Genomic DNA, 25,752 nt, shown 5'->3' on the forward strand with positions numbered 1-25,752 from the left:
CACACCGCTTAATCGATTAACACCTGCCGTAACACGTTTGCCAGAATAACGGCATGATTCAGCTTGGGATCACGCGCCGCATAGAGCAACGTAATGCGCCGATACCCTGCCTTACCTGCCTGCGCCCCCAGATCTTTGATTGCGGCTTGCTGATCGGATGCATTCAACTCATGCAGGTAGGCATCACGAAATTCGTCCCAGCGGTCCGCCTTGTGGCCGAACCAACGCCGTAAATCTGCAGACGGCGCCAACGCCTTGCACCACACATCGTAGGGCAGGTCCTCCTTACGCACACCGCGCGGCCACAGGCGGTCGACCAGCACACGAAAGCCGTCTGTGTGCGAAGGCTCGTCGTAAACACGCTTCATGCGAATATCCGTCACGCTTTTCATTGTGCTCGTTCAGATGGATCCCAAATAATGTCGCGCAACATCTCAACCAGGCGATCGGCATGATCGGGGTCTAACTTGCTAAGTACGCGCTGCTGATGCGCCATGGCGCGATCGCACAACCCGCTAATGAGCTTTGTGCCTTTAGGTGTAATGCGCACCAGCGTATGGCGCCGGTCGGCACGCGAGGTTTCCAGCGTAACCAGTCCCTTCGACTCCAGCCCAGGCAACACCTTGCTTAAGGTGGGCTGCTTGGTCACCGCCAGCTTGGCCAGTTCGCCCACCGTTTCACCTTCGGCTTCAATCAGGCTGCCCAGAATCCGCCATTCGGTTACCGTCAGACCCGCCTTGCGAACCTCAACATGAAACTCCGCCGAAATGCGATGGCTGGCCAGCGCCAAAACGGAAGCCAGATAGCGGTGTACGAAACGCTCGCCCATTGAAGTCTTAAGCCTCTAAAATGAAAAGATCGTATGTTATGGGGTATGCTGAGTCAATATAATGGTTTGCCCGGATATTCAAGCAATTGTTTTATATAATTAAATATCCCTATTACATGAATTTTCATATTTTACCGCCAACGGAGTCTTACCATGGCAGAACGTTCGTTCAAGAAAGAAGTCCAGCAATTACGCATTGGCGCCGGTGAAGAGTTTCGCGGCGAAGGTATTCTGGCCGTTACCAAAGCCCTGCTGCAATCGGGTGTAGGCTATGTCGCCGGTTACCAGGGCGCGCCCATTTCGCACTTAATGGACGTGCTGGCCGACGCACAGGATATCCTCGAAGAACTCGACGTCCACTTCGAGGCCAGTGCCTCTGAAGCCACGGCCGCCGCCACGCTGTCTGCTTCCGTCATGTACCCCATTCGCGGGGCCGTAACGTGGAAATCCACCGTGGGTACCAACGTGGCCTCCGACGCCCTGGCCAACCTCGCCTCGGGCGGTGTAACCGGTGGCGCTTTGGTCATTGTGGGTGAAGACTACGGCGAAGGCTCATCCATTATGCAGGAACGCACGCACGCGTTCGCCATGAAGTCGCAAATCTGGTTGCTCGACCCGCGCCCCAACCTGGAAAGCATGGTTCAGGCGGTGGAAGACGGTTTCCAGTTATCGGAAGCCAGCAACACGCCGGTTATTTTGCAATTGCGCATTCGCACCTGTCATGTGCACGGCCGCTTCATCACCAAAGAAAACAAACGCCCAGCGTATACGTTGTCAGAAGCGCTGGAAAGCCCCAAGCGCGACACTGGCAGAATCGTTCTACCCCCCGCGGCCTACGAACATGAACACGAAAAAATTCGTGAGCGCTGGCCGGCTGCCGTGAACTTCATTAAAGAGAAAAAGCTGAATGAAGTTTTCGACGACGGCGACATCAAAGATCTGGGCATCATCGTGCAGGGCGGCCTGTACAACGGGGCAATCCGCGCCCTGCAGTTGCTGGGTTTGGCCGACCATTTCGGCAACAGCCGCATTCCAATCTATGTCATGAACGTCACCTATCCGGTGATCGACGACGAAATCAACAAGTTCTGCGAAGACAAAAAAGCGGTATTGCTGTACGAAGAAGGCCAGCCAAATTACATCGAACAAAACCTGAACACCATTTTGCGCCATTCGGGCAGCAACACCATTATTTCCGGCAAAGACGTCTTACCCATTGCGGGTGAGTACACCACCGCCGTCATGCGTGACGGCTTGCAGAAGTTTCTAACCAACCAGCGTCCGGAATTGTTGCCCACGCTGGAAGAAACAACACCTGCAGCAGCGTCGAACGGCGGAAATGGCCAAGCCAACGGCAATGGCCAGAGCCAGCCTGATATGGAAGTGGCCGAAGTCACCCGCCCGAAACCGGCGGTGAAAGAACAGCCTATCCATTTCCAAAGCTTTTCCAAGGAAATTTCGCAGGTCGTGCCACCCCGCCCGGCCGGGTTCTGTACCGGTTGTCCCGAACGGCCGATTTTCTCGGCATTGAAGCTCACCCAGGAAAAGCTGGGCGAACATCATATTTCCGGTGATATCGGCTGCCACCTGTTCTCGGTATTGCCACCCTTTAACCTGGGCGCCACCACCATGGGTTACGGTTTGGGCGCTGCCAGCTCAGCCGCCTTCAACGTGAAATCGTCCAAGCGCCCCATTTCCATTATGGGCGACGGTGGTTTCTGGCATAACGGCCTGGCATCGGGTATTGGCAACGCCGTATTCAACAAATACGACGGCGTAATCGTCATTATCGATAACTACTATTCGGCTGCAACAGGCGGGCAAGACATCCTTTCCTCGCGCGCCAATAACCCGAACCGTTCAACCAACAATCCCATTATTGAAGCGGTAAAAGGGGTCGGCGTGAAATGGGTCCGCGTTATCGACCGCACCTATGCCGTCTCGAAAGTACAAGCAACATTCGAAGACGCGTTAACAACCGAAGAAGGTGGCCCCAAAGTCATTATTCTCCAATCGGAATGCATGTTGAATAAACAGCGCCGCGTGAAGCCGCAGTTCAACCAGGCGGTGAAAGAAGGCAAGCGAATGGTTAAAGAACGTTTCGGTGTCGACGGCGACGTTTGCACCGGCGACCACGCCTGTATCCGTCTTTCCGGTTGCCCGTCTCTTACCGTCAAAGACAGCGACGACCCGTTGAAAGAAGACCCGGTGGCCTACATCGACAACACCTGTGTAGGTTGCGGAAACTGCGGTGAGGTATCGCACGCGGCGGTTCTGTGCCCCTCGTTCTACCGCGCCGATATCGTGCACAACCCGAACAAGTGGGACATGTTCAAGTCTCGCGTTCGCCAACGCGTCATCGGTTTCCTGCAATCGCGCCGTTCCCGTCAACTTGAACAGATCTCACTGTAAGCCACCACCATGACCAGCCAAACAACACAAAATAACGTGAATCCCATCAAAATCGCCGTTCTGGCCATGGGCGGTCAGGGCGGCGGCGTACTGGCCGACTGGATCGTCACCATGGCGGAAAACGCCGGATGGTGGGCACAAACCACTTCCGTTCCAGGCGTGGCCCAGCGCACGGGCGCCACGATTTACTATCTTGAGCTGCTGCCGGAACAGGCCGTTAAGGAAATGGGGCGCCAACCCGCGCTGGCCCTAATGCCCACACCCGGCGACGTCGACCTGGTGATTGCCGCCGAACTCATGGAAGGCGGGCGCGCGATTCAACGCGGGTTGGTCACGCCCGACCGCACCACCCTTATTTCGTCGTCGCACCGCGCTTATGCCGTGCTGGAAAAATCGGCTCCAGGCAACGGCATTGTCGATGGCAACAAAGTCATTGACATCGGCAAGCGGGCCGCCAAACGGTTTCTGTGTTTCGACCTGCAAAGTCTGGCTGAACAAGGCGGTAGCGTCATCAGCGCCAGCCTGTTCGGTGCGGTAGCCGGTAGCGGCGCCCTGCCGTTCTCGCGCGAAGACTTCGAAGCCACCATTGAAAGCGGCGGCAAAGGCGTAAAAGCCAGCTTGAAAGCCTTTGCACTGGCTTACGACGTCGCCCAAAATGCGCCCGAAACGCCCGATGCCATCGACACCGCACCCCCGCAACGTGCCGTACCCGATACCGCCAAACACCCGCGCGTCAAAGCATTGCTCGATGACATTCGCCAGAACTTTGCGCCCGCAGCCCAACCCATGCTGGTAGCGGGCCTGCAACGCACCATGGAGTTTCAGGATTTAGCCTACGGCAAGGAATACCTGGAGCACATGCGCGGCATTCATGCGCTGGACAAACAATACGGCGGCGAAGGTAAAAACTGGGCACTAACCACAGCGGCCGCCCGTTACGTCGCCGTCGCCATGGCGTACGACGACGTCATTCGCGTAGCCGATTTGAAAACCCGCGCCTCGCGCTTCGATCGTGTACGCGACGAGGTGCGTGCCAAGCCCGACCAACTGGTTTACACCACCGAGTACATGCATCCCCGGCTCGAGGAAATTTGCGGCACTATGCCGACCTTCCTGGGTGAGCGCATTGAAAACTCCGAGTCGCTCAAGCGCTGGCTGCAGCCCCTGTTCCGCAAAGGCCGCTTCCTGAACAGCACCTCGCTGACCGGTTTCCTGATGTTGTACGGCCTGGCAGGCATGCGCCGCTTCCGCCGCACCACATTGCGCCACAAAATTGAAACGCAAGGCTTTCAGGAATGGCTGAACTTAATCTTGCAAACCGCCCCGAACGATTACGACCTGGCGGTAGAGGTTGTGAACTGCCGTCGCCTGGTGAAAGGCTATAGCGACACCCACGCTCGCGGGCAAAGCAAATACCAGAAACTTATTCGCGCAGCGCGCAACCTAAGCGGCCAGAACAATGCCGCCGAGCGTCTGCGCACGTTACGCAATGCGGCATTGGCCGACGAAAAAGGAAACCAACTAGATGCCCTGCTGGAAAAAGGGGATCAAGCTTTCGCTTAATAAAACATGCAGCGCCCGCAATTGAACGTATGCGGGCGCGTATTTCTGTTATGTGGCCCTGCCTGACACAGGAGTAATGCCATGACCTATCGCAATAACCCCGATGCCATCAATGCGCTTGTGCGCCCGGCAGAGGTGCATAAAGACCTGTTTATCAGCGACGAAATCTTCGAGCTGGAAATGACTCAGCTGTTCGCCAACACCTGGGTTTATGTAGGGCACGACAGCCAAGTCCCCAAAGCCGGCGACTTCTTCACCACTACAGTAGGTAACGAATCGGTTGTGATGATTCGCGATACCGACGACAGCATTCGCGTGCTGTATAACCGTTGCCCGCACAAGGGGGTCATGCTGGTGAACGAGACCTATGGCAACGCAGGACGCTTTCTGCGCTGCCCTTACCATGCCTGGTCTTTCCGATTGAATGGCGATCTGCTGGCCTTGCCGCTGAAACGCGGCTACGACCCCGAAATTTTCGGCCAAACCGAAGCTCAGAATGGAATGGCGGCGGTTGAAAACGTGCACAACTACCGCGGCTTTATTTTCTGCCGCCTGAACCCGCAGGGCCAAAGCTTCGAAGACTTCTTCGGCGAATCACTTTCCACGATCGACAACATGATCGACCGCGCACCGGAAGGCCGGCTGGAAGTGGCTGGCGGAGTGTTGCGCTACATGCACCACTGCAACTGGAAGATGCTGGTCGACAACCAAACCGACACATGCCACCCCATGATTGCGCATGAGTCCTCGGCCGGCACGGCGGTAAAAGTCTGGGAAGAAGCGCCCGAAGGCACCCCCAAGCCCATGGCAGTGGAACAATTCGCCCCCTTTGTTTCACCTTACGAGTTCTTTGAAGGCATGGGTATTCGAGTATGGGAAAATGGCCACGGGCACACCGGGGTCAGCAACTCCATTCATGCGGCCTACTCGGAAATACCCGGCTACTTCGAAGCGATGTGCGAGGCCTATGGCGAAGAACGCGCCAAGGCCATCCTAAGCGACGTGCGTCACAACACCACCTATTTCCCCAACATTATGGTGAAAGGGCCCATTCAAACCCTGCGTATCTTCAAGCCGATTGCGGCAAACAAAACCTTGGTGGAATCCTGGACCTTCCGTCTGGTGGGCGCGCCCGACAAACTGCTTGAGCGAACGGTCATGTACAACCGGCTTATTAACGCCCCCACTTCGGTGGTGGGCCACGATGACCAGGAAGTCTATGAGCGCGCGCAACACGGGCTCATGTCGCGTGGACGCGACTGGGTGAACGTGGCTCGCTTGTACGAGCCCGGCGAGGAAAACCGCAAGAATGAAGTCACCAACGGCACCAACGAGTGGCAGATGCGCAACCAGTATCGTGCCTGGGCCCACTACATGACCACCGGCATGAAGGAGGCGTCATGAGCCAGTTTACCGATCAGGACATCATTGACTTTGTGTACGCCGAAGCACGCATGCTCGACGAGCAGCGCTTTGAAGACTGGCTGAACCTGTTCACCGACGACGGCCATTACTGGATGCCGCTGGCGCACGATCAAACCGACCCGCGCCTGCATACGTCGCTCATGGATGAAGACAAGCTGTTGCTGCGCGTTCGGGTCGAGCGCTTGAAGGGCCAGCGCACGTACTCGCAACAACCCCGCAGCCGCTGCCACCATTTGCTGGCGCGCCCGGAAATTGAAACGCAGCACACGTCGCACCAACCCGATCAAGGCCAATACGTCGTACGTACCGCATTTCACTACGTTGAAGTGCGCCAGGACACCCAAACCCTATACGCCGGTTGGGCCACCCACGAACTGCGTGTTGAAGACAATACGTTGCGCATCCGGCGCAAGCGTGTCGACCTGCTTAACTGCGAGTCGGCGTTGGGCAGTATTCAACTTTTCATGTAGGAGCCCTCGTGTCGACAAAAACGGTTTACGACGCGTTTTGCCAAACGGCCACGCAATGGCCCAACAATGCGTTTCTATGCGTCATGCCGGAAACCGCCCGGCATTACGACATTCCGGCCGGTGAAATAACTTACCAGGCGGCGTTGAATCGCATTGATGCGCTGAAGCTGGCCTACCAGAACGCCGGTTACGGCCACGGCCACCGCGTGGGTTTGCTATTGGAAAACCGGCCCGCGTTTTTTCTGCACTGGTTCGCTTTGAACGCATTGGGCGTGTCGGTCGTACCCATTAACGCCGACATGCGGGCGGCTGAGCTTACCTATTTAATCGGCCATTCGGAAATCTGCCTGGCCGTAGCGCTGCCACAGCGACACGCCGGCCTGGCTGAAGCGGCCCAACAAGCCGACCGGCCATTAGCACTAATAGGCCCCGACGATGCCATTCCTGCGGCCAACTGCGCCGCGCCCCTGCAAGGCCGGGAAATCAATTCGCAAACGGAATGCGGACTGTTGTATACCTCGGGTACCACCGGGCGCCCCAAGGGCTGCATTCTGCCCAATGAATACTATCTGCATTGCGGTCAATGGTATGCCACAGTAGGCGGCATGGCCTCGCTGCAGCCGGGTAAAGAACGCATGCTTACACCCCTGCCGCTGGTGCACATGAATGCCATGGCCTGCTCCACCTTGGCCATGGTGACCACCGGTGGCTGCCTGATCGTGCTCGACCGATTCCACCCCCGTTCCTGGTGGGACACGGTGCGCGAATCGAAGGCCACCGTCATTCACTACCTGGGCGTGATGCCGGCCATCCTCATGAAAGCGGAACCCTCGGCGCAAGACACGCAACACAGCGTGCGCTTTGGTTTCGGCGCGGGCATCGACCGCAGCTTGCATGAGCCTTTCGAAAAGCGCTTTGGCTTTCCGTTGCTGGAAGCCTGGGCCATGACCGAAACCGGTTCCGGGGCGGTAATTATTGCCAACCACGAACCGCGCCACATCGGCACAAGCTGTTTCGGCAAAGAACAGCCTGAAGTGGAAGTAAAACTGGTCAATGACGCAGGCCAGGATGCCGGCGTGGATGAACACGCCGAACTGCTGGTGCGCCATGCCGGGGCCAACCCGCGCTATGGTTTTTTTGCCGACTATCTGAAAGACGAAGCCGCCACACAGGAAGCCTGGGCCGACGGCTGGTTTCATACCGGCGACGTAGTGCGGCGCGATGCCGACGGCTACCTGCACTTTATCGACCGCAAGAAAAACGTCATTCGCCGCAGTGGTGAGAACATTGCCGCCGTGGAAGTGGAAGCGGTGCTATTGCAGCACCCGGCCGTGAAAGCGGCGGCTGTGGCCGCCGTGCCCGACGCGGTGCGGGGCGACGAAGTATTGGCCTGCATTGTGACTGCTGAAGGCATTCAGGTCGATACCGCCGACGCCCGCGAAAAAACCGCGCACGACATTGTGAAATGGGCGTTGTCGCAACTGGCTTATTACAAAGCACCGGGTTACGTGGCGTTTGTGGATGCCCTACCGCTCACCGCCACCAATAAAATCCAACGTGGTGAACTGAAAAAACTGGCGCCCACGCTGCCCGATACCCCCGAATGCGTGAATACCTGCCACATGAAAAAACGCCAGGAGCCCGCATGAGCACGCAACGCCTGGGCTACGACGGCATCGTGGTTACGGCCCCCGTCACCATCCCTTACGTGCGTTATTCCATTCATGCTGCGCACTGGTGGTTAGGGCGCGCATTGGGCGAACTGGTGAAGTCGGCGGGCGTTGGCAAAACCGATATCGACGGCCTGTGCGTGTCCAGTTTCACCTTAGCCCCCGACACGGCCGTGGGGCTGTGCCAGCATATCGGCATGAGCCCACGCTGGCTCGACCACATTCCCATGGGCGGCGCCAGCGGCGTGGTCGGCATGCGCCGCGCAGCCCGCGCCGTGCAATCGGGCGATGCCGCCATGGTGGCCTGCATTGCCGGCGATGCCAACCATGTTGACTCGTTTCGCAATACCGTCAGCCAGTTCTCGCGTTTTGCACAAGACGCCGTCTACCCCTATGGCGCAGGCGGGCCCAATGCCAGCTTTGCCTTGCTTACGCGCTACTACATGAACACCTACGGCGCCACGCGCGAAGACTTCGGCAAACTGTGTGTGGCCCAACGCGACAACGCTCTGCACAACCCCGATGCGCTCATGAAAAAGCCGCTATCGCTTGAGCAATACTTGAACGCGCGGGTTATTGCCGACCCCATTCACCTGTTCGACTGCGTCATGCCGTGCGCCGGAGCCGATGCCTTCTTGGTGATGCGCGAATCGAAAGCGCAGGAACTGGGCCTGCCCTATGCGCGCATTCTATCCACCATTGAACGGCACAATGCCTTTCCTGCCGACCCTATCCAGTACCGGGGTGGCTGGGTGATGGATATCGACGACTTATACGGCCAAGCCGGGGTGACGTCCAAAGACATCGATTTCATGCAGGCTTACGACGACTACCCCGTCATCAACTTCATGCAAATTGAGGATTTGGGCTTCTGCAAAAAAGGCGAAGCCGCGCAGTTCGTGCGCGACAACACGTTTACCATTAACGGCAGCTTTCCTTTCAACACCAACGGCGGGCAATTGTCGGCCGGGCAAGCTGGGGCAGCCGGTGGTTATCTGGGTACCGTAGAAGCCATTCGTCAGCTCACGGGCCAAGCCGCCGGAACCCAGGTTGAGAACGCCCGCGTTGGCTTGGTAAGCGGCTTTGGCATGATCAATTACGACCGCGGCCTGTGCACGGCGGCCGCCATTTTGGCTCGGAGCGACGCATGACGGAACCTTTACGCAAGCCGCCGCGCAAAAACCCGGTTGCCCGCACGCGGCAACCCACACACCCGCCCGGCGCACGCAGCCGACGCGCACTGGGCTTAACTGCCGCCGCCGCGCAGGGTGAGTTCAAACTACAGGTTTGCCAATCGTGCAACGCCGTGCAATACCCACCGCGTGAGGTGTGTCACGAATGCCTGTCGGAACAACTGCAATGGTCGCCCGTCGACCCGCGGGGCACCTTGCTGGCAAGCACCACGCTGGATCACAGCAACGACTTGTACTTCCGCGAACGCCTGCCCTGGCGTGTAGGCACAGTCATCATGAACGCCGGCCCGTCGGTAGTGGCCCATATCCATGGCGACTGCACCGACGGCGACCCCGTTCGCTTAAGCCTTAAACTCGATCGCAGCGGCCAGGCTGTTATGGTGGCCCTGCCTGCTTCGCCCACCCCCCACATGGAAGATGATCCCGTGCTGCGCGAAAACACCTGTGATCCCAAATTCCGCCGTGCCCTGGTCACCGACGGCAAAACCGCCATTGGCCAGGCCGTGGTAAAGGCCCTGCTGGACGCCGGTGCCACCACCGTATTCGTGGGCGACCCCGAAGTCTGGAAAAAAGACGCCGCATTTGATCGGCTATGCGAAGACGAACGTGTTCAGGTGCACGCCTTACACGTAACCGATATGGACTCCATCGAGCGTATATCGCGTGAAATAGGCGGCAAAGTCGAGATTCTGGTGAACACCGCCAACCATGAACGCGAGGGCGGCATTCTGTTCAACCGCGACTTCATGAAAGCCCACGACACGCTGAACACCAATTGCCTGGGCCTTATGCGCCTGGCTCAGCATTTCGGCCCCGCCATGGCCGGACGCGCGTCCGACGGCGTGAACAGTGCCGTCGCCTGGGTGAATATTTTGTCTGTGTATGCGCACATGAACCTGCCCTCGCGCGGCATGTGGTCTACCTCGCAAGCGGCGGCACTGTCTGTCAGCCAATGCCTGCGCAACGAGTTTCGGCCCGCGGGTGTGCGTGTGGTGAATGTGTTTAGCGGCCCGGTTGACCACGAATGGGAACAACGCACGCCACCGCCACGCGTACAACCTGCAGCCATTGCCAAAGCACTGGTAAAGGCATTGCAAGACGGCACGGAAGACGTTTATGTGGGCGATGTAGCCAAGGAAGTACAGGCGCTGCTGAAAGACAACCCGAAAGGGTTGGAACGCGAGCTAGGGCAATAACATACAAAGTGAAGGATGAACCATGAGCACGACCGTTTTAGCGCAATTCATGGCCGAGCTGCTCAGCGGCAAAATCAAGCTGGTGGATTTAACCGAAACGCTTGCACCCGACTTTCCCACCATTGTGCTGCCGCCGGAATTCGGCCAGGCCTGGCCGTTTCGCGTGGAAGAGATCTCGCGCTACGATGAGCGCGGGCCGGGCTGGTACTGGAATAACTTTTCTATGTCGGAACACACCGGCACCCACTTCGATGCGCCGGTGCATTGGGTAAGCGGTAAAGACCAGCCCAACAACAGCGTCGATACCATTCCCATTGACGCCTTCATCGCCGAAGCCTGCGTCATCGATTGCTCGGCTGAGTCAGCCGCCAACCCCGACTTCCTGCTCACCATTGATTTTGTAAAGCAATGGGAAGAGAAGCACGGCCGCATCAAGGAACGGTCGTGGGTGTTCATGCGTACCGACTGGTCCAAACGCGACAAACCCGGCGACTACCTGAACATGACCGAAGACGGCGCCCATTCCCCCGGCCCTGATGCCGAAGTGGTGCCCTGGCTTATTAAAGAGCGCAACGTGCACGGTTTCGGTACAGAGTCAGTCGGCACCGACGCCGGTCAGGCCCAGCACCTGGACCCACCCTTCCCCTGCCACTATTACATGCACGGCAACAACCGGTACGGTTTGCAATGCATGACCAACCTGGATCAGCTGCCCGCCACGGGTGCGGTCATTTTTTCCGCCCCGTTAAAGATTCGCAGTGGCTCAGGTAGCCCGCTGCGCGTGCTGGCGCTCACTCCGAACGTGTAAGCGGCACCACGACTCATTACATACCCATACCGATTTATCGCATACCTATAAAGCGCTTTTTGCAGGAGCAAAAACATGACCCAGAACCTTGTTGCCGTTGTCACCGGAGGCAGTGCCGGCATTGGCGCCGAAATTGCGCATCAAATGCTGGATGCGGGTTATGAAGTCATTTCCATGGCACGCCGCGACCCCGAGTTCAGCCACCCAAAACTCACCAGTGTAAAAGTGGATTTGCTGGACGCCAAAGCCACCGAGCAGGCCAGCCGGGAAATTGCCAGCCAACACGGCGTGACACATGTGGTTCACAACGCCGGCGTGATCTGGCCCAACCTGCTGCCCGATGTGAAACAGGAAGAGCTGCAGGGTCTGACGCAAATTCATTTGGGTGCCGCCATTACGTTGGTGCAGGCGTGCCTGCCGCATATGGAATCACAGAATTTCGGGCGTATTGTGCTGATGTCGTCGCGTGGGGCACTGGGCCTGCCCACCCGCACCGCCTATTCCGCCACCAAGGCAGGCATGGTGGGCATGGCCCGCACCTGGTCGCTGGAATTGGCGCCCAAAGGTATTACCGTGAACGTGGTGGCGCCCGGCCCCATTCAAACCGATATGTTCTACGATGTGGTGCCCGCCGGCAGCGAGCGTGAACAAAACATTGCCAAAGGCATTCCCGTTCAACGCCTGGGGCGCGCCGACGACGTGGCCCGCGCGGTCATGTTCTTTTCCGACCCGGCCAACAGTTTTATTACCGGGCAAACGTTGTATGTATGCGGCGGCGCCAGCGTTAGTTCCGTTACGATTTAAATGAAGACGCGAATCTGCGCCGTCGTGCAAACAACTTGCAATAATGATGCGTCTGTTGATTCGAACCTGTTGGCATGAAACCTAATTCCACCGAGCGGCGCAACGTACTGGTGCTGGCCAGCAGCCAAAGCCTGTTCACCATTACCACCATCACGGTCATGACGCTGGCCAGTGTCATTGGCCTGAAGCTTAGCCCCGACCCGGATTTAGCGACACTGCCCATTGCCGTCATGATGCTGGCCACGGTGGTTACGACGCTGCCCGCTTCCTTGCTGATGAAGCGCATCGGACGGCGCAACGGGTTCATGCTGGGTACATTCTGCGGCATTATTGGCAGCGCGCTCATGTTGCTGGGAACGGCGAAAACCTCGTTTTTCTACTTTTGTGCCGGCATGCTCATGATCGGCCTGTACCAAAGCTTCGCCATGTATTACCGATTTGCCGCAGCCGATGTGGCACGTGCCGAATTTCGCAGCCGCGCAGTGTCTTACGTGATGGCGGGCGGCGTGATCTCTGCCGTTATCGGTCCGTTGAACGCGCGATTTGCGCTGGATTGGCTGCCAAACGTCCCCATGGGGGGCCCTTTTCTGGTCACTACCGTTCTGGCCGTGGCCGCCACCGCACTGTTGCTCACCCTGCGCATTCCCGCCAACCCACCCGGCGAACCCATCAACGATGGGACCGCTACCCGCTCCCTTGCCACCATTGCCCGCGACGCCCGCTTTTTCCCCGCCATTGCGGGCAGCAGCATCTGCTTTTCTCTGATGACGCTGTACATGACGATCACGCCGTTGGGCATGCAGGAGCAAGGCTTCAACATGGCCGCCATTACTATGGTGGTACAAAGCCAGGTGCTGGCCATGTTTATTCCCGCCTTTTTCACCGGTACGCTCATCGCCCGGCACGGCCTTCAACCCATTTTATGGATTGGCCTGGGGCTATTGAGTATCGCCATGGTCATCGGCGCACTGAGCCAGTCCGTGCCCGTCTACATGGCCTCACGCATTACATTGGGCATTGGCTGGAATTTTCTGTTTGTAGGCAGTGCAGTGTTGCTGTCGCAGACTCATCAGCCCGCCGAACGAGGTAAGGTTCAAGGGGTAAACGACCTAACCCTGTTCAGCCTGGTTACTTTAGGGTCGATCAGCGCCGCGGCACTGCTGCAACGGCTGGGCTGGAACGGCATACACCTGGCATCGCTGATACCTTTGGCGCTTGTGGCCGTGTTACTGCTGCGTATGCGGTGGCGTGGCCAGCCAACTTCACACTAGGGGTGTTCGTGTTCAAGTGGTTGAATTTTAGCCAGAACATCACTTAGCGCGTCTTTTGCCCGAACCTGATCATAACTTAACTGCAGTCCGGTCCAGAACTCGTCAGAGGTGCCAAAATAACGAGACAGCCGCAAACCGGTATCAACAGTAATCGCGCGCTTCCCAGCAACAATTTCACCAATGCGCCGCTGAGGAACGCCGATCTCTTTCGCAAGCCGATACTGACTAATATGCATAGGCTTAAGAAACTCTTCCAGCAAAATTTCACCAGGAGTAGGATAAGGTACCGTACGCATGACTCATGACCTGTTTAGTGATAATCGACAATCTCGACCCGCTCAGCGTCGTGACCATTCCATATAAAACAGACACGCCACTGATTATTAATACGGATACTGTATTGACCCTTTCTGTTTCCTTTTAACTGCTCTAGGCGATTATTCGGCGGAATACGTAAGTCATCCAAGATGTTTGCCCGTTCCAACATGGCTAATTTGCGCATTGCAACGGTCTCAATATTCACAAACCGAGCAACACGAACACCATGGAACAACGCCTCGGTGTCCTGACAAACAAATGATTTAATCATCTAGTTAGTAACGCCTTTCGTTAGTATCGCACAGCAATAGTAATAACATCAACAACTATGAACGTTATTACAAAATAAATATTTTTAACGCAGCTGATACTCAAACGTGCTAACCACGCGCAGGCGCTTTACTTGCGAGGAAGGGTCGTCGTAATCAACGCCTTCACCGAAGATTTGAATGACACCCTGGTTGGCGTATTTCAAGGGGCCTAGCGAGGCCCCGGCGTCAGAGGCGAATTTTTCTGCTTGTTCGCGGGCATTATTCGTGGCTTCTTCCAGCAAAGGCGATTTGTGGTCGTTAAAGCCACGCAGCTGGTATTGCGGCCCCATGCCACCCTCAATGACCAGGCCCTCCTGAATTAACGGGTCGACCCCAAGGGCAGCGGCGGAAACCAGATCAACGCGCGGCGTTTTCACCAGAACCTGCCCGGTACCGGTATAGCGGAAGGGCTGATCTGAAGCGGCGTATTCACGCGAATAAACGTCTTGCACTTGCAAGGGGCGCACTTCCACTTCTTCGTTGGTAAAGCCCTGGTCTTTCAGAAACGCCACAACCTTTTCGCGGTCGGCCGACAAGGCGCGCTGCACAGCGCCGAAGTCGTTATCGGCGCGGCGAAAAGTTAACAGCCATGAGGCGTAATCGCTTTTTACCTGAGCTTCAGCCAGGCCTTTTACCACCACGGTTCGGTCGGCCATGCGAAAGCGCTCCAGCCCTTTGCCGACTGACCAACCACCGGCAGCGGTACCCGCCGCAACAGCAACCAGAATAACCAATGCCAAAAGTATTGTTGACGCGCGCATGCCTTTCCCCGATTTTGTAAATTAGGCAAAGGGTACTGCGCGCGCACCGGTTACGCAATAACGTAAATGCACGAAAAAGCCCGCGCTGGGCAGGCACCATCGTAGCCTTAGCACATAAAGCCAATACAACGCATTATGGCGCGCCGAACCCGCCGCCTCCCGGGGTCAGAATCTCAAAGCAATCACCCACCCCCAATTCCGCGCTGTCGGCGTGCTTCATTTCTTCGACCCGGCCGTCGGCGCGAATCACGCGGCTTTCACCTTTGGCGCCTGGTTGCGCCCCCGCCGCGCCAAACGCCGGGTGAATCCAGCCGTTGGCCAACAGGGACACCGTCATCGGCTCTAAAAAGCGCAGCGTACGAATACCGCCGTCACCGCCTTTCCAACGCCCCGCCCCACCCGAGCCCCGGCGAATTTCATAGCGCTCCAGGCGCACAGGGAAACGCAACTCCAGCACTTCGGGGTCCGTCATACGCGAATTGGTCATCTGGGTTTGCACTACCGATGTGCCGTTGAACCCTTCCGTTAATTGTCCGTTTTCATCAAACCGCGCGCCGGCACCGGCGCCGCCGGACACGGTTTCATAATATTGGTACTCGTCATTGCCGAAGGTAACGTTGTTCATGGTGGGCTGGCTACCCGCATTCACACCCATGGCACCGTACAAGGCATTGGTTACGCAGGTTGAGGTTTCCACATTGCCCGCCACCACCGCCGCCGGATAACTGGGATTCAGCATGGAATCGTCGGGCACAATCAGCGTAATGGGTTTCAGGCCACCGGCGTTAATGGGGATATCGTCATCGATCATGGTGCGGAACACATACAACACAGCGGCGGTAGTCACTGCACGCGGCGCATTGAAGTTATTCGGCAACTGCCCCGACGTGCCCGTGAAATCCACCGTGGCGCTGCGATTGGCATGATCCACCGTTAGCTTCACCTCAACCTTGGCGCCGTTGTCCAGTTGCTGGGTGAAAACCCCGTCTTTCAGGCGGGCAATCGCACGACGCACTGACTCTTCCGCATTATCCTGCACATGCTGCATGTAGGCATGAACAACGTCCAGACCAAACGCGTCAACCATTTTCAGCAACTCTTCGCGGCCTTTTTCGTTGGCAGCAATTTGCGCGCGCAAGTCGGCCATATTCTGGTCGATATTCCGCGCAGGGTAAGGCGCGTTGGCCAGCAAATCGCGGAATTCCTGCTCGCGTAAGCGCCCGCCTTCCACTAGCCGGAAGTTGGTAATGAGCACTCCTTCTTCGTCGATGTTCGTGGAGTTCGCCGGCATGGAGCCGGGCGTTAGGCCGCCGATATCGGCATGGTGCCCGCGCGAACCCACGTAAAACAGAATATCTTTGCCTTGTGCATCGAACACCGGGGTCACGACCGTAACGTCGGGCAAATGCGTGCCGCCGGCGTACGGGTTATTCAACACGTACACGTCGCCGGGGCGCAGCTGCCCTTCGTTCGACGCCATAATGGCCTGAATACTGGCACTCATGGAACCCAGATGCACCGGAATATGTGGCGCATTAGCCACCAGGTCGCCCGTGGCATCAAAGATGGCGCAGGAAAAATCCAGACGCTCTTTAATGTTGACCGAATACGACGTGTTCTGTAACCGGTAACCCATCTGTTCTGCAATCGACATGAACAGATTATTGAAGATCTCCAGCATCACCGGGTCGGCCTGCGTGCCAATGGCGTAACGCTGCGGCCTTGGTACGGCGCGGTCGAGCACAATATCACCGCGCTGGGTAATGGTGGCGCGCCAACCGGGGTCGATTAACGTGGTGGCATTGGCATCGGTAATAATGGCCGGCCCCAGCAACACGTCGTTTACACGCAAATCGGCGCTGCGGTACAGCGGACAATCGCGCAACGCGCCTTCCGTGTGAATGCGCACGGTGTCGAACGCTTCGGGCTTTTCCCCTTGCCCACGCGATGCTTTAACAAACACGCCGGCGGCCTGACCGGACTCATCGCCAATCGCTTCAGCCACCACTTTTTCAATCACCAGGCGACGATCGGGCATTAAGAATGAAAAGCGCATGGAATAGGCTTTTTCAAACGCCGAACGCATCGACGCAGTGTTATCAAGCGCCACCGGTAACGACGTATCGGTCCCCTCATAGCGCAAGTAAAAACGTCGTTCAACCCGAATATGGTCGGGCGAAATATGCTGCTCAAGCAATTCGTCACGTGCCTTGGCCGACAATTCATTTAACACCAGGCGCGCCTGTGCTTCGCCGTCTTCGTCCCACACCGCTTCAATGGAGCGCTCGCGAATCGCGGTTGACGCCGCCAAACCCATGCCATAGGCCGACAACACACCGGCCAGCGGGTGTACCAGCACACGCGGCATCCCCAATGCGTCAGCCACACGGCAGGCGTGCTGGCCGCCCGCACCCCCAAAAGTGGTCAACGTATAGCGCGTAATATCGTAGCCGCGCTGCACGGAAATCTGTTTAATGGCGTTAGCCATATTCGACACGGCAATATTCAAAAAGCCTTCAGCCAATTGCTCAGGTGTAGTGGGCTTGCCCGTTTCTTTCGACACTGTTTCAGCCAACTGGGCAAAGCGCTGCTTCACAATATCAACATCCAGCGGCTCATTGGCATTCGGGCCAAACACCGATGGAAAATGCTGCGGTTGAATGCGCCCCAGCATCACGTTGGCGTCGGTCACCGTTAACGGACCACCACGCCGATAACACGCCGGTCCAGGGTTGGCCCCGGCCGACTCAGGCCCCACACGCAAGCGCGTGCCGTCGAATTGCAGAATAGACCCCCCACCGGCGGCCACAGTATGAATGCTCATCATGGGCGCACGAATGCGCACACCGGCAACCAAGGTATCGAACGCCCGTTCATAATCGCCCGCGTAGTGCGACACATCGGTAGAAGTGCCGCCCATATCGAAACCAATCACGCGGTCGAATCCAGCGGCTTCCGACACGCCGGCCATACCCACAATCCCGCCGGCAGGGCCGGACAACACCGAATCCTTGCCCTGGAAAGTATGCGCGTCGGTGAGCCCGCCGCTGGACTGCATGAACTGCAGGCGCACGCCCGGCAGAGCCGACGCCACACGATCGACATAGCGACGCAACACCGGCGACAGATAAGCGTCCACCACGGTTGTATCGCCTCGCGCCACATAGCGAATCAGGGGGGACACTTCGTGCGATACCGACACCTGGGTGAAACCGATTTCACGCGCCAACAGGCCCAGGCGGCGTTCATGATCGGGGTTGCGATAGCCGTGCATTAAAGCAATGGCCACGGCACGCACACCGGTATTGAAGACCGCTTGCAATTGAGCGCGTGCAGCGGCTTCATCCAACGCCACCACGACTTCGCCCTGCGCATCCAGCCGCTCGTCGACTTCCACCACGGTTTCATACAACAGTTCGGGCAAGATAATTTCCCGGGCGAACAGGCGAGGCCGGTTCTGGTAGGCAATGCGCAATGCATCACGAAACCCTTTGGAAACGAACAGCGCCAACCGCTCACCCTTGCGCTCCAGCAAAGCATTCGTGGCCACAGTCGTACCCATCTTGACCACATCAATCTTTTCAGCCGGTACGGTTTCACCGGGTTGCACGCCCAACAAGCGACGAATCCCTTCCACCGCTGCGTCATCGTACTGTTCCGGGTTTTCAGAAAGCAGTTTGGCGGTCACTATTTCGCCGTCAGGTCGGCGCGCCACAATATCGGTAAAGGTACCGCCCCGATCAATCCAAAACTGCCAGCGCTCTTTGCCTACGGGTTCATTTGTTGCAGAAACGTTATTCACTGTGCTGATCTTTTTATTAAGTTTTATTCGTCGATATCCAGGCGCTCCTTCACGGGCGCAATTTCAGAGACCAGATCGCGAATCCGACTCTTGTTGTGCAAAGGCGCCACTTCGTGCTCCACGCCGGGTTTCATGCGCGCAATACAGGCATACACCACCTTGCCGTCGAACTCCATCATGCATTCTTTACACGCGTTGGCATTAATACAGGAATAGCGAACCGCCAACGAATCGTCCAGGTGTTCACGCACCCAGCGCAAACCGTCCAGCAAGGAGTCCGCCGCACCGTCGGGCAATTCATAGCGTTGTGTAACGGTTTCACCTTTACCCACACCGCGTTTCACATTCAGCACAATTGTTTTGTTGCTTGATTCAGTCATCGTTATCTCGCTCATTCGCGGGCTGTCGCCCAACATTATTCCGCCGGAACAGCCACTTCCTCAGCCTGATCTTGCGGCAAGCGCTCCACCGGGCGCTGGGTAACCGTCCACTGACCGTCCCGATAAGCCAGAACCTGATTCAACACCCAGGCATCATCCATGGCCGGGAAATCTTCACGCTGATGCGCACCGCGGCTTTCCTTGCGATTCAACGCACATTGCGTAACAGCTTCGGCCACCAGCAGCATATTGCGCAAATCCAGGGAATCAATTTGAACTGGATCTTGCGGGCCGTTACCGGCCAGCGGCAAGGCGTCTACCTCAACACGCAACGCAGCCAGTTCCTTTTGCGCCTGCCCCAGCCCTTCCTGCGTGCGGAACGGACCCACATAGTTTTGCATCGTGGCTTGCAAGCGGGCAATTAAAGCCGCCACATTCGGCCGCTTCGCCTTCGCATTGGGTGCAGCCTGCAACGCACTCAACAGGGGCTCGGCCAGAGCTTCGATATCCGCACGCGCCAATGCAGCATTCGACTGCGCATACGCCGAGGCCGCACGACCGGCCTGCAAACCAAAGGTAATGGCTTCGGTAATGGCATTGCCCGACAAACGGTTAGCGCCATTGGCACCGCCCACGGCCTCGCCGGCGGCGAACAGGCCCGGCACATCGGTACTCATATCCACATTCACACGCACGCCACCCATGTGATAGTGCGCAATCGGGGCCACCTCGATCGGGCCTTTGGTAAGGTCGATACCGTTGTCGGCCAGCTTCTTGATAATCGGCCCGAACGCCTCACGCAACTTTTCTTCCGGCACGTGCTCGAAACTTAAATACGCACCGCCCGCAGGCGAACCCCGCCCCGCTTCAACCTCTTTCATAATGGCGTAAGTAGCGGCGTCGCGCGTAACGGTATAGCCTTTATTTTCGCCCTGATGCCCGTACTTTTCCACGAACTCTTCACCCAGGCCGTTCAACAGGCGCCCACCCAGCTTATAGCGGAAGGGGTCCCACATAATGGGGTCGAAACCCACCAAACGCGGGGCCAAATGCCCAATGGGGAAAAACTGCACGAACTCCATGTCGAGCAACTCGGCCCCGGCACGCGCGGCCAGCGCGTAACCGTCGCCCCCCATATTCAGCGAAGCGCTATTGCGCTTGTAAAGGCGGGTTAAACCGCCGGTCGCCACAATAACCGAACCAGCGTTAATAACCAGAATATCGCCGGTGGTTAGATGCAGAGCCACCGCACCCACCACCCGGCCGTCTTTCACCAACAGGTCGACCACCAGAATATCGCCCAAGCGTGCGATGTCATCATGTTTGGCCACTTGCGTACGCAGGGTTTTCGCCACCGCCGGGCCGGTATTCAGGTAATCGACATAAACACAACGGGGGCGATCGTGGCCGGGCGCCTGCGTTTGAGCCATATGGCCGTCTTTACGGGCCCAACCGGTTCCCCAGCTGTCCATTAAACGAATCGATTCCACCCCGTTTTCGCACAGAAAGCGCGCCAACGATTCACTGCATAAACCCCGCCCCGCTTTCAGCGTATCGGCATAATGAAAGCGCCAATCGTCGGGCGTCTGCTCACCCAGTGCTGCCGCAACCGTCATTTGCGCCATAATCGTGGCGCCGCCGCGGCCAATCAGGCTGCGGTCAACCAACATGGTCTTGCGCCCTTCATTCGACGCGGCAATGGCCGCGCTCATGCCCGCCCCGCCCGCACCGACAATCAGCACATCGGTTTCAAGGTGTTGAATATGTCCAGAACTCATGCAGCCCCCAAATAAGCTTTTTGTACCGCTGGGTCGGCCGACAACTGTGCCGCCGTTCCCGAAATAATCACATGACCATGCTGTAATACATAAGCACGGTCGGCCAGTTCAAGCGCAATGCGCGCGTTTTGTTCAACCAGCAAAATAGTTTGCCCCGCCGCTTTCCAGCGGAATAAAACCTGATAAACCATATCGACAAACCGGGGCGACAAACCCATAGAGGGTTCGTCGATACATACCAGCTTGCCGCGTCGCAACCAGGCCCGGCCCAATGCCAGCATCTGTTGTTCACCGCCCGAAAGTGTACCCGCTGCCTGACGCCGTCGCTCGGCCAGACGCGGAAACGACGTGAAAACTTCGTGCAAATCGCGCTCAATCGCTTCTTTTTCATGGCGACGCGGATACGCGCCCATTAGCAGGTTTTCATACACCGACATTTCAGGGAAAACCCGGCGCCCCTCGGGCACGCTGGCCACCCCCAGGTCGATTACATCGGGCGACGACAAACCCTGTATTTCCCGTCCCTCCAAAATAATGCGACCTTTGGAAGGTGAAACCAACCCAAGCACAGACTTAAGCGTAGTCGATTTTCCTGAGGCATTGCCACCCAGTACCGACACCACCTCGCCTTTTTGCATGGTTAAGTTCACGTCGAACAAAGCCTGCACAGCGCCATAATGAACGTCGATGTTTTCAAGTTGCAGAAAAGGCGTTTGTGAAGAAGTCATTGAAAGAGTCACGATTTAAAGAAGCAACAATCTGTCAGCCAAGATGCGCGGTAGAGGCGTTGTCCCGCCGCTGGCGGCCCAGGTAGGCCTCGACGACCTCGGGATGATCGAGCGCGTGGTCGGGGCCGCCCTGTGCCAGAATTTCACCCTGGTTCAAAACAATCACGCGGTCGGCCACTTTACGTACCAGCGACAGTTTGTGCTCGACCACCAAAATACCCAAATTGGGCCGCATTTGCCGAAGTGCGATCAGCAGGTCGGTCAGTTCCCCCGTTTCCGTGGGGTTCATACCGGCCGCCGGCTCGTCGAGCAATAGAAAATCGGGTTGCGCCACCAGCACCCGCGCAATCTCCAGGCGTCGCCGGTTTGCGTACGACAAACTGAACGCCGGCTGGTGCCGTCGCGGCCACAGCCGCTCGCCGAACAACTTAAGGGTTTCCTCGGCCAGGGCTTCCTGCGCCTGCACCCGTGCACGCCAGCCCGCCGTGCCAAACAACGTGGCGAACAGTTCGTGCAAGGGGTTCACCAGCAACCCCGAGCCCGTGCGCAACAACGGCGCCTGTGTCCCCACCATGACACTATCCCACACCGATAGTGCAGGAAAAACGCGCGACGTTTGGAAGCTGCGACCCACGCCCAGGCGCGCCACCCGTTCGGGCGGCAAATGGTCGATACGCCGTCCGTTCAGCGTAATAAAACCCGACGTCAGGCGTTCCACCCCACTCATCATCTGCAGCAAAGTTGACTTACCCGCGCCGTTCGGCCCCACCAACGCCAATGTTTCACCCGCCGCCAGAGTAAAGGTCACGTCGTTCACCGCCTTCACGCCACTAAAATGACGCGAAACGTGATCGACATGAAAGCCGGCTGCCGGGGCACCATGCAGCGTTTTCGACGACCTGTTCAAAAACCCCGCCATTACCGTGCTCCCAACAAGCCATGTGGCCGCCAACGCAAAGCCATCAACAAAATCACGCCATAAACAATCATGCGCCACTCCGAGAACTCACGCAGCACTTCCGGAATAATCGTTAAAACAAAACCGGCCACGGCCGCGCCGGTTAAATTACCCAGGCCGCCCAAAACCGCCATCGTCAGCATGAGCAACGAGGCCTGCACATTGAAACTATCGGGTGTAATGACATTCTGCACATAAGCGAACAAGCCCCCGGCGGCACCGGCCATTGCACCCGATACGGCAAAACCCATCATCAAATAACGACGCACCGGCACGCCGGCCGCATGGGCGGCCAACCGGTCTTCACGAATACTGCGCCAGGTGCGACCCATTTCAGAGTTCAGTAAACGTTGCGCCAGGAACAGACACAGCGCCACCACCAACGCCACCAGCCAGAACTTATGGCCGATATCCGATAATCGCAAACCACCCAATAGCTCAAACGTGGGTGCAGGAATATTCAGAAAGCCCATGGGGCCACGCGTAACGGGCATCCAGGTCATAAACACCAGAAAGCCAATTTGGCCGATCGCCAATGTACCCAACGCCGCCGTGTGGCCGCTTAACTTATACAAGGGTAACGATGCCACCGCCCCCACAACGGCGCCCAACGCAATTGCCGCCGGCAGTGCCAGCTCAGTCGGTAAACCATAGGTGTAGCTCATGACCGCCACCGTATAGGCCCCCACTCCGTAAAACGCGGCATGGCCGATGGCCAGAATACCCAGGGAGCCTGAAACCAGGGTGACACTGCCCGCCAGCAAGGCAAATACCATGGCATACACAACCGCCTGCAAAATATAGCTGCTGCTCACAACAAAGGGCAGTAGCGCCAGCACGGCACCAACAACCAGGAACCCCCAGGGGGGCAAATCGAACACCCGGTGCGCACTTCGCTGACTGGACGCCGACGCCAACAAGCTGGTACTGGGCATCGCACCCGACGCCCCCCCGGCGCCGCCCAGGGCATCAAGGCGGCGATCGCCCAACATGCCTTGCGGACGAAAAAGCAGAAACACCAACAACAGCGAAAATGCCGCGAGGTCGCGGAAACCCTCACCCAGATAAGCGCTGGAAAGTGTTTCCACTACGCCCAGCGTTAGCCCGCCCAATACCGCACCGGGAATACTGGTAAGCCCGCCCAGCAAGGCGGCGGCAAAACCTTTCAAGCCAAAGGGCAGGCCCATGGCCGGGAACACGCTTTTGAAATACAACGCCACCAGAATACCGCTAAGCGCGCCCAGCGCACCGGCCAGCCCGAAAGCCAACTGGCGCACATTACTGGTACGCACGCCCAATTGCGCGGCCGCGTCACGGTCTTGCGCTGTGGCACGCAGCGTGCGCCCCATCCAGGATGCCTTTAAAAACCAGGTCAGCGCAGCCGCCGCCAGCAAACCGAATACAAAAATCAAGATATCGGTTGTAGTGATGTAAGCACGCCCGAAATAAAACGTGTATTCAGGGAAGGGAACGGGAAACGACTGCCCTTCCGGCGACCAGATAATTTCCGCCAGTTGGTCGATCACAATGCTGATGGCCAGCGTTGACAACACCGGCGCAATAAACGGCCCATTGGCCAACGGCCGCAGGGCCAACCGTTCCAGCAACACCCCCAGGCCCGACACCAGAAGCACCGACACCACGGCAGCAACCGGCAACGGCCAGCCTAGCCAGACGACCCCGGTAAAGGCAAAAAACGCGCCCAGCATGAACAGCGCGCCCTGGGCAAAGTTAATTAAATTCGATACGCCGAACACCAGGCTGAAACCCAGGGCAATAAGCGCATAAACCTGGCCGATTGCCAGGCCGTTCAGTATCTGACTAAAAAATAATTCGATCATGGAATATGAGATGACAAAAGCAGGCCCCTGGGCAGGGGCCTGCTTTTATACACGGTGCCCGGTTAATCAGAATAAAACGAACTTGCCGTCCTGAATCTGAATGAAAATGGGATCTTTCTTAACGTTGCCGAACTCATCATACTTGGTCACGCCAGTAACGCCTTCATAGGCCGGGCCGTTTTCCAGTTCGTCGCGTACGTTTTCACCCGTCAGCTCCTTGCCGGACTTAATCACACGGCGTACCGCCTCCAGACCCACACCGATGGCGTCGTACGCCAGCGCGGCGAACTGGTCGGGGTTACGGCCGTATTTGGCTTTATAAGCCTCCACAAATTCTTTCTGGCTCGGATCGCCGGCAAAAAAGATCGTGTGCAAAACCGTACCTTCAGCCGCTTCACCCGCCAGCTCAATAAACTTGGGCGAAGTTAAAGGAATGCCGCCGCCGACCGGGATATCAATACCCGCCTGACGCAACTGTTGAATGAAGATAGAGGCTTCCTGATACGGCAAGGCCAAGAATACGCCTTCCGGATTCAACGCCTTCACTTTACTGATAAACGGGCGGAAATCACGCGAGCCCGGTTGCACGGCTTCCAGCAACAACACCTCGCCACCGGCATCTTCAATGGCTTTGGCCGTAGCTTTGCCGGTAAACACACCCCAATCGTCCTGGGAATAAGGAATCACAACCTTGTTCGCACCGAGCTTCTCCTGAATGGTGTCGGCGTTATACAAAGCCAGGACGTCGTCGGTATTGTTCTGACGGAACTGGTACGGACTTTGTTTGCTGAAGTCGGGATGTGAAGAGGTGGGGCTGATTTGCGGAATTTTCGCTTCGGTAAAAATAGGCGCGGCAGCCAAAGAAGACGTGGTTGACCACGAACCGATTGCCAGTACAACATTCGGCTCATTCACAATTTTGCGCGCCACGGTGGCCGCTTCCTGCGGAGAATTGCGGTCGTCTTCCACAATAAGGTTAACCGGATGGCCTTCAATACCGCCCTGCGCTTTCACCTGATCAAGATACAGCTCAATGGCGTTTTTGAAACTTGCGCCGTATTCAGCAAAAGGACCAGAAAGGTGGGAAAAGAAGCCGACGTTAATGGGTGCGGGATCGGCCGCACGGGCGGTGCCAGTAAGCAAGGCCGGAATCAGCGCTGCCAGCGCCAGAGATCGGGTGAAACGCATAATGAAGCCCTCAGTGAATTAATCTGATATACATCATAACGCCAAT

Annotated in this window: 22 protein-coding genes; 10 read left to right on the forward strand and 12 right to left on the reverse strand. The window is 57.3% G+C overall.

From position 1 onward, the window contains the following. Positions 1–8: 8 nt before the first annotated feature. Both G9Q38_RS01665 and G9Q38_RS01670 read right to left on the reverse strand, forming a co-directional pair. Complete coding sequence (locus G9Q38_RS01665; RefSeq protein WP_370523873.1) at positions 9–368, reverse strand: DUF488 domain-containing protein; 360 nt, start codon at positions 366–368, stop codon at positions 9–11. Positions 369–388: 20 nt separating this feature from the next. Then, a complete protein-coding gene (locus G9Q38_RS01670; RefSeq protein WP_166127167.1) occupies positions 389–829 on the reverse strand; it encodes a MarR family winged helix-turn-helix transcriptional regulator in 441 nt (146 codons plus the stop codon). Between the two features lie 153 nt (positions 830–982). Between G9Q38_RS01670 and G9Q38_RS01675 the strand changes: the two genes are divergently transcribed. The 10 genes from G9Q38_RS01675 (at position 983) to G9Q38_RS01720 (ending at position 13,641) form a co-directional block, all read left to right on the forward strand. Further along, positions 983–3,241 carry a ferredoxin family protein gene (locus G9Q38_RS01675; protein ID WP_166127170.1) on the forward strand — a complete coding sequence of 753 codons (2,259 nt, stop codon included), beginning with the start codon at positions 983–985 and terminating at the stop codon, positions 3,239–3,241. 9 nt (positions 3,242–3,250) lie between these two features. Continuing rightward, positions 3,251–4,804: an indolepyruvate oxidoreductase subunit beta family protein gene (locus G9Q38_RS01680; protein WP_166127172.1), complete on the forward strand. Its 1,554-nt coding sequence runs from the start codon at positions 3,251–3,253 to the stop codon at positions 4,802–4,804. A gap of 81 nt (positions 4,805–4,885) precedes the next feature. After that, positions 4,886–6,208, forward strand: a complete 1,323-nt coding sequence (locus tag G9Q38_RS01685) for an aromatic ring-hydroxylating dioxygenase subunit alpha (RefSeq protein ID WP_166127175.1) — start codon at positions 4,886–4,888, stop codon at positions 6,206–6,208. Next, positions 6,205–6,699 carry an aromatic-ring-hydroxylating dioxygenase subunit beta gene (locus tag G9Q38_RS01690; RefSeq protein WP_166127177.1) on the forward strand — a complete coding sequence of 165 codons (495 nt, stop codon included), beginning with the start codon at positions 6,205–6,207 and terminating at the stop codon, positions 6,697–6,699. Before G9Q38_RS01685 ends, G9Q38_RS01690 begins: the two co-directional genes overlap by 4 nt. An 8-nt stretch (positions 6,700–6,707) precedes the next feature. Continuing rightward, positions 6,708–8,348, forward strand: coding sequence for an AMP-binding protein (locus tag G9Q38_RS01695; RefSeq protein WP_228276171.1), 1,641 nt, complete (start codon positions 6,708–6,710; stop codon positions 8,346–8,348). Continuing rightward, positions 8,345–9,520 carry a thiolase family protein gene (locus tag G9Q38_RS01700; RefSeq protein WP_166127180.1) on the forward strand — a complete coding sequence of 392 codons (1,176 nt, stop codon included), beginning with the start codon at positions 8,345–8,347 and terminating at the stop codon, positions 9,518–9,520. The genes G9Q38_RS01695 and G9Q38_RS01700 overlap by 4 nt, the downstream gene beginning before the upstream one ends. Further along, positions 9,517–10,758 carry an SDR family NAD(P)-dependent oxidoreductase gene (locus tag G9Q38_RS01705; protein WP_166127182.1) on the forward strand — a complete coding sequence of 414 codons (1,242 nt, stop codon included), beginning with the start codon at positions 9,517–9,519 and terminating at the stop codon, positions 10,756–10,758. The genes G9Q38_RS01700 and G9Q38_RS01705 overlap by 4 nt, the downstream gene beginning before the upstream one ends. 22 nt (positions 10,759–10,780) lie before the next feature. After that, the gene (locus G9Q38_RS01710; protein ID WP_166127184.1) at positions 10,781–11,566 is read left to right on the forward strand and encodes a cyclase family protein; all 786 of its coding nucleotides are present in this window, start codon (positions 10,781–10,783) and stop codon (positions 11,564–11,566) included. 75 nt (positions 11,567–11,641) lie between these two features. After that, positions 11,642–12,370, forward strand: a complete 729-nt coding sequence (locus G9Q38_RS01715) for an SDR family NAD(P)-dependent oxidoreductase (protein ID WP_166127186.1) — start codon at positions 11,642–11,644, stop codon at positions 12,368–12,370. 74 nt (positions 12,371–12,444) lie between these two features. Continuing rightward, entirely contained in the window at positions 12,445–13,641 is a 1,197-nt protein-coding gene (locus G9Q38_RS01720; RefSeq protein ID WP_166127188.1) for an MFS transporter, read from the forward strand. Here the strand turns inward: G9Q38_RS01720 and G9Q38_RS01725 are convergent. The 10 genes from G9Q38_RS01725 to G9Q38_RS01770 form a co-directional block, all read right to left on the reverse strand. After that, on the reverse strand, positions 13,638–13,937 hold the full coding sequence (locus G9Q38_RS01725) for a HigA family addiction module antitoxin (protein WP_166127190.1): 300 nt from the start codon (positions 13,935–13,937) through the stop codon (positions 13,638–13,640). The two genes, G9Q38_RS01720 and G9Q38_RS01725, sit on opposite strands and share 4 nt — an antisense overlap. Positions 13,938–13,951: 14 nt before the next feature. Continuing rightward, positions 13,952–14,230: a type II toxin-antitoxin system RelE/ParE family toxin gene (locus G9Q38_RS01730; protein WP_166127192.1), complete on the reverse strand. Its 279-nt coding sequence runs from the start codon at positions 14,228–14,230 to the stop codon at positions 13,952–13,954. Between the two features lie 84 nt (positions 14,231–14,314). Beyond that, complete coding sequence (locus G9Q38_RS01735) at positions 14,315–15,031, reverse strand: SIMPL domain-containing protein (RefSeq protein ID WP_166127194.1); 717 nt, start codon at positions 15,029–15,031, stop codon at positions 14,315–14,317. Positions 15,032–15,164: 133 nt separating this feature from the next. Further along, positions 15,165–18,833 (reverse strand): hydantoinase B/oxoprolinase family protein, encoded by a 3,669-nt coding sequence (locus G9Q38_RS01740; protein WP_166127196.1) that lies wholly within the window; start codon positions 18,831–18,833, stop codon positions 15,165–15,167. Between the two features lie 23 nt (positions 18,834–18,856). Next, a complete protein-coding gene (locus tag G9Q38_RS01745; protein WP_114419554.1) occupies positions 18,857–19,213 on the reverse strand; it encodes a 2Fe-2S iron-sulfur cluster-binding protein in 357 nt (118 codons plus the stop codon). Positions 19,214–19,248: 35 nt separating this feature from the next. Then, on the reverse strand, positions 19,249–20,991 hold the full coding sequence (locus tag G9Q38_RS01750) for an FAD-binding protein (protein WP_166127198.1): 1,743 nt from the start codon (positions 20,989–20,991) through the stop codon (positions 19,249–19,251). Beyond that, a complete protein-coding gene (locus G9Q38_RS01755) occupies positions 20,988–21,719 on the reverse strand; it encodes an ABC transporter ATP-binding protein (RefSeq protein ID WP_114419303.1) in 732 nt (243 codons plus the stop codon). Before G9Q38_RS01755 ends, G9Q38_RS01750 begins: the two co-directional genes overlap by 4 nt. Before the next feature lie 34 nt (positions 21,720–21,753). Continuing rightward, a complete protein-coding gene (locus G9Q38_RS01760; RefSeq protein WP_166127200.1) occupies positions 21,754–22,638 on the reverse strand; it encodes an ABC transporter ATP-binding protein in 885 nt (294 codons plus the stop codon). Continuing rightward, positions 22,638–24,518, reverse strand: coding sequence for an ABC transporter permease (locus tag G9Q38_RS01765; protein WP_166127203.1), 1,881 nt, complete (start codon positions 24,516–24,518; stop codon positions 22,638–22,640). Before G9Q38_RS01765 ends, G9Q38_RS01760 begins: the two co-directional genes overlap by 1 nt. Positions 24,519–24,584: 66 nt before the next feature. Further along, entirely contained in the window at positions 24,585–25,706 is a 1,122-nt protein-coding gene (locus tag G9Q38_RS01770) for an ABC transporter substrate-binding protein (RefSeq protein WP_166127207.1), read from the reverse strand. Between the last annotated feature and the right edge of the window lie 46 nt (positions 25,707–25,752).

The sequence above is a fragment of the Pusillimonas sp. DMV24BSW_D genome (assembly GCF_011388195.1).
GTDB classification, from domain to species: domain Bacteria; phylum Pseudomonadota; class Gammaproteobacteria; order Burkholderiales; family Burkholderiaceae_B; genus Neopusillimonas; species Neopusillimonas aestuarii.

Coding starts and splice junctions, on each gene's coding strand:
- G9Q38_RS01665 (WP_370523873.1), bottom strand. CDS start 368: ATGAAGCGTGTTTACGACGAGCCTTCGCACACAGACGGCTTTCGTGTG.
- G9Q38_RS01670 (WP_166127167.1), bottom strand. CDS start 829: ATGGGCGAGCGTTTCGTACACCGCTATCTGGCTTCCGTTTTGGCGCTG.
- G9Q38_RS01675 (WP_166127170.1), top strand. CDS start 983: ATGGCAGAACGTTCGTTCAAGAAAGAAGTCCAGCAATTACGCATTGGC.
- G9Q38_RS01680 (WP_166127172.1), top strand. CDS start 3,251: ATGACCAGCCAAACAACACAAAATAACGTGAATCCCATCAAAATCGCC.
- G9Q38_RS01685 (WP_166127175.1), top strand. CDS start 4,886: ATGACCTATCGCAATAACCCCGATGCCATCAATGCGCTTGTGCGCCCG.
- G9Q38_RS01690 (WP_166127177.1), top strand. CDS start 6,205: ATGAGCCAGTTTACCGATCAGGACATCATTGACTTTGTGTACGCCGAA.
- G9Q38_RS01700 (WP_166127180.1), top strand. CDS start 8,345: ATGAGCACGCAACGCCTGGGCTACGACGGCATCGTGGTTACGGCCCCC.
- G9Q38_RS01705 (WP_166127182.1), top strand. CDS start 9,517: ATGACGGAACCTTTACGCAAGCCGCCGCGCAAAAACCCGGTTGCCCGC.
- G9Q38_RS01710 (WP_166127184.1), top strand. CDS start 10,781: ATGAGCACGACCGTTTTAGCGCAATTCATGGCCGAGCTGCTCAGCGGC.
- G9Q38_RS01715 (WP_166127186.1), top strand. CDS start 11,642: ATGACCCAGAACCTTGTTGCCGTTGTCACCGGAGGCAGTGCCGGCATT.
- G9Q38_RS01720 (WP_166127188.1), top strand. CDS start 12,445: ATGAAACCTAATTCCACCGAGCGGCGCAACGTACTGGTGCTGGCCAGC.
- G9Q38_RS01725 (WP_166127190.1), bottom strand. CDS start 13,937: ATGCGTACGGTACCTTATCCTACTCCTGGTGAAATTTTGCTGGAAGAG.
- G9Q38_RS01730 (WP_166127192.1), bottom strand. CDS start 14,230: ATGATTAAATCATTTGTTTGTCAGGACACCGAGGCGTTGTTCCATGGT.
- G9Q38_RS01735 (WP_166127194.1), bottom strand. CDS start 15,031: ATGCGCGCGTCAACAATACTTTTGGCATTGGTTATTCTGGTTGCTGTT.
- G9Q38_RS01745 (WP_114419554.1), bottom strand. CDS start 19,213: ATGACTGAATCAAGCAACAAAACAATTGTGCTGAATGTGAAACGCGGT.
- G9Q38_RS01750 (WP_166127198.1), bottom strand. CDS start 20,991: ATGAGTTCTGGACATATTCAACACCTTGAAACCGATGTGCTGATTGTC.
- G9Q38_RS01755 (WP_114419303.1), bottom strand. CDS start 21,719: ATGACTTCTTCACAAACGCCTTTTCTGCAACTTGAAAACATCGACGTT.
- G9Q38_RS01760 (WP_166127200.1), bottom strand. CDS start 22,638: ATGGCGGGGTTTTTGAACAGGTCGTCGAAAACGCTGCATGGTGCCCCG.
- G9Q38_RS01765 (WP_166127203.1), bottom strand. CDS start 24,518: ATGATCGAATTATTTTTTAGTCAGATACTGAACGGCCTGGCAATCGGC.
- G9Q38_RS01770 (WP_166127207.1), bottom strand. CDS start 25,706: ATGCGTTTCACCCGATCTCTGGCGCTGGCAGCGCTGATTCCGGCCTTG.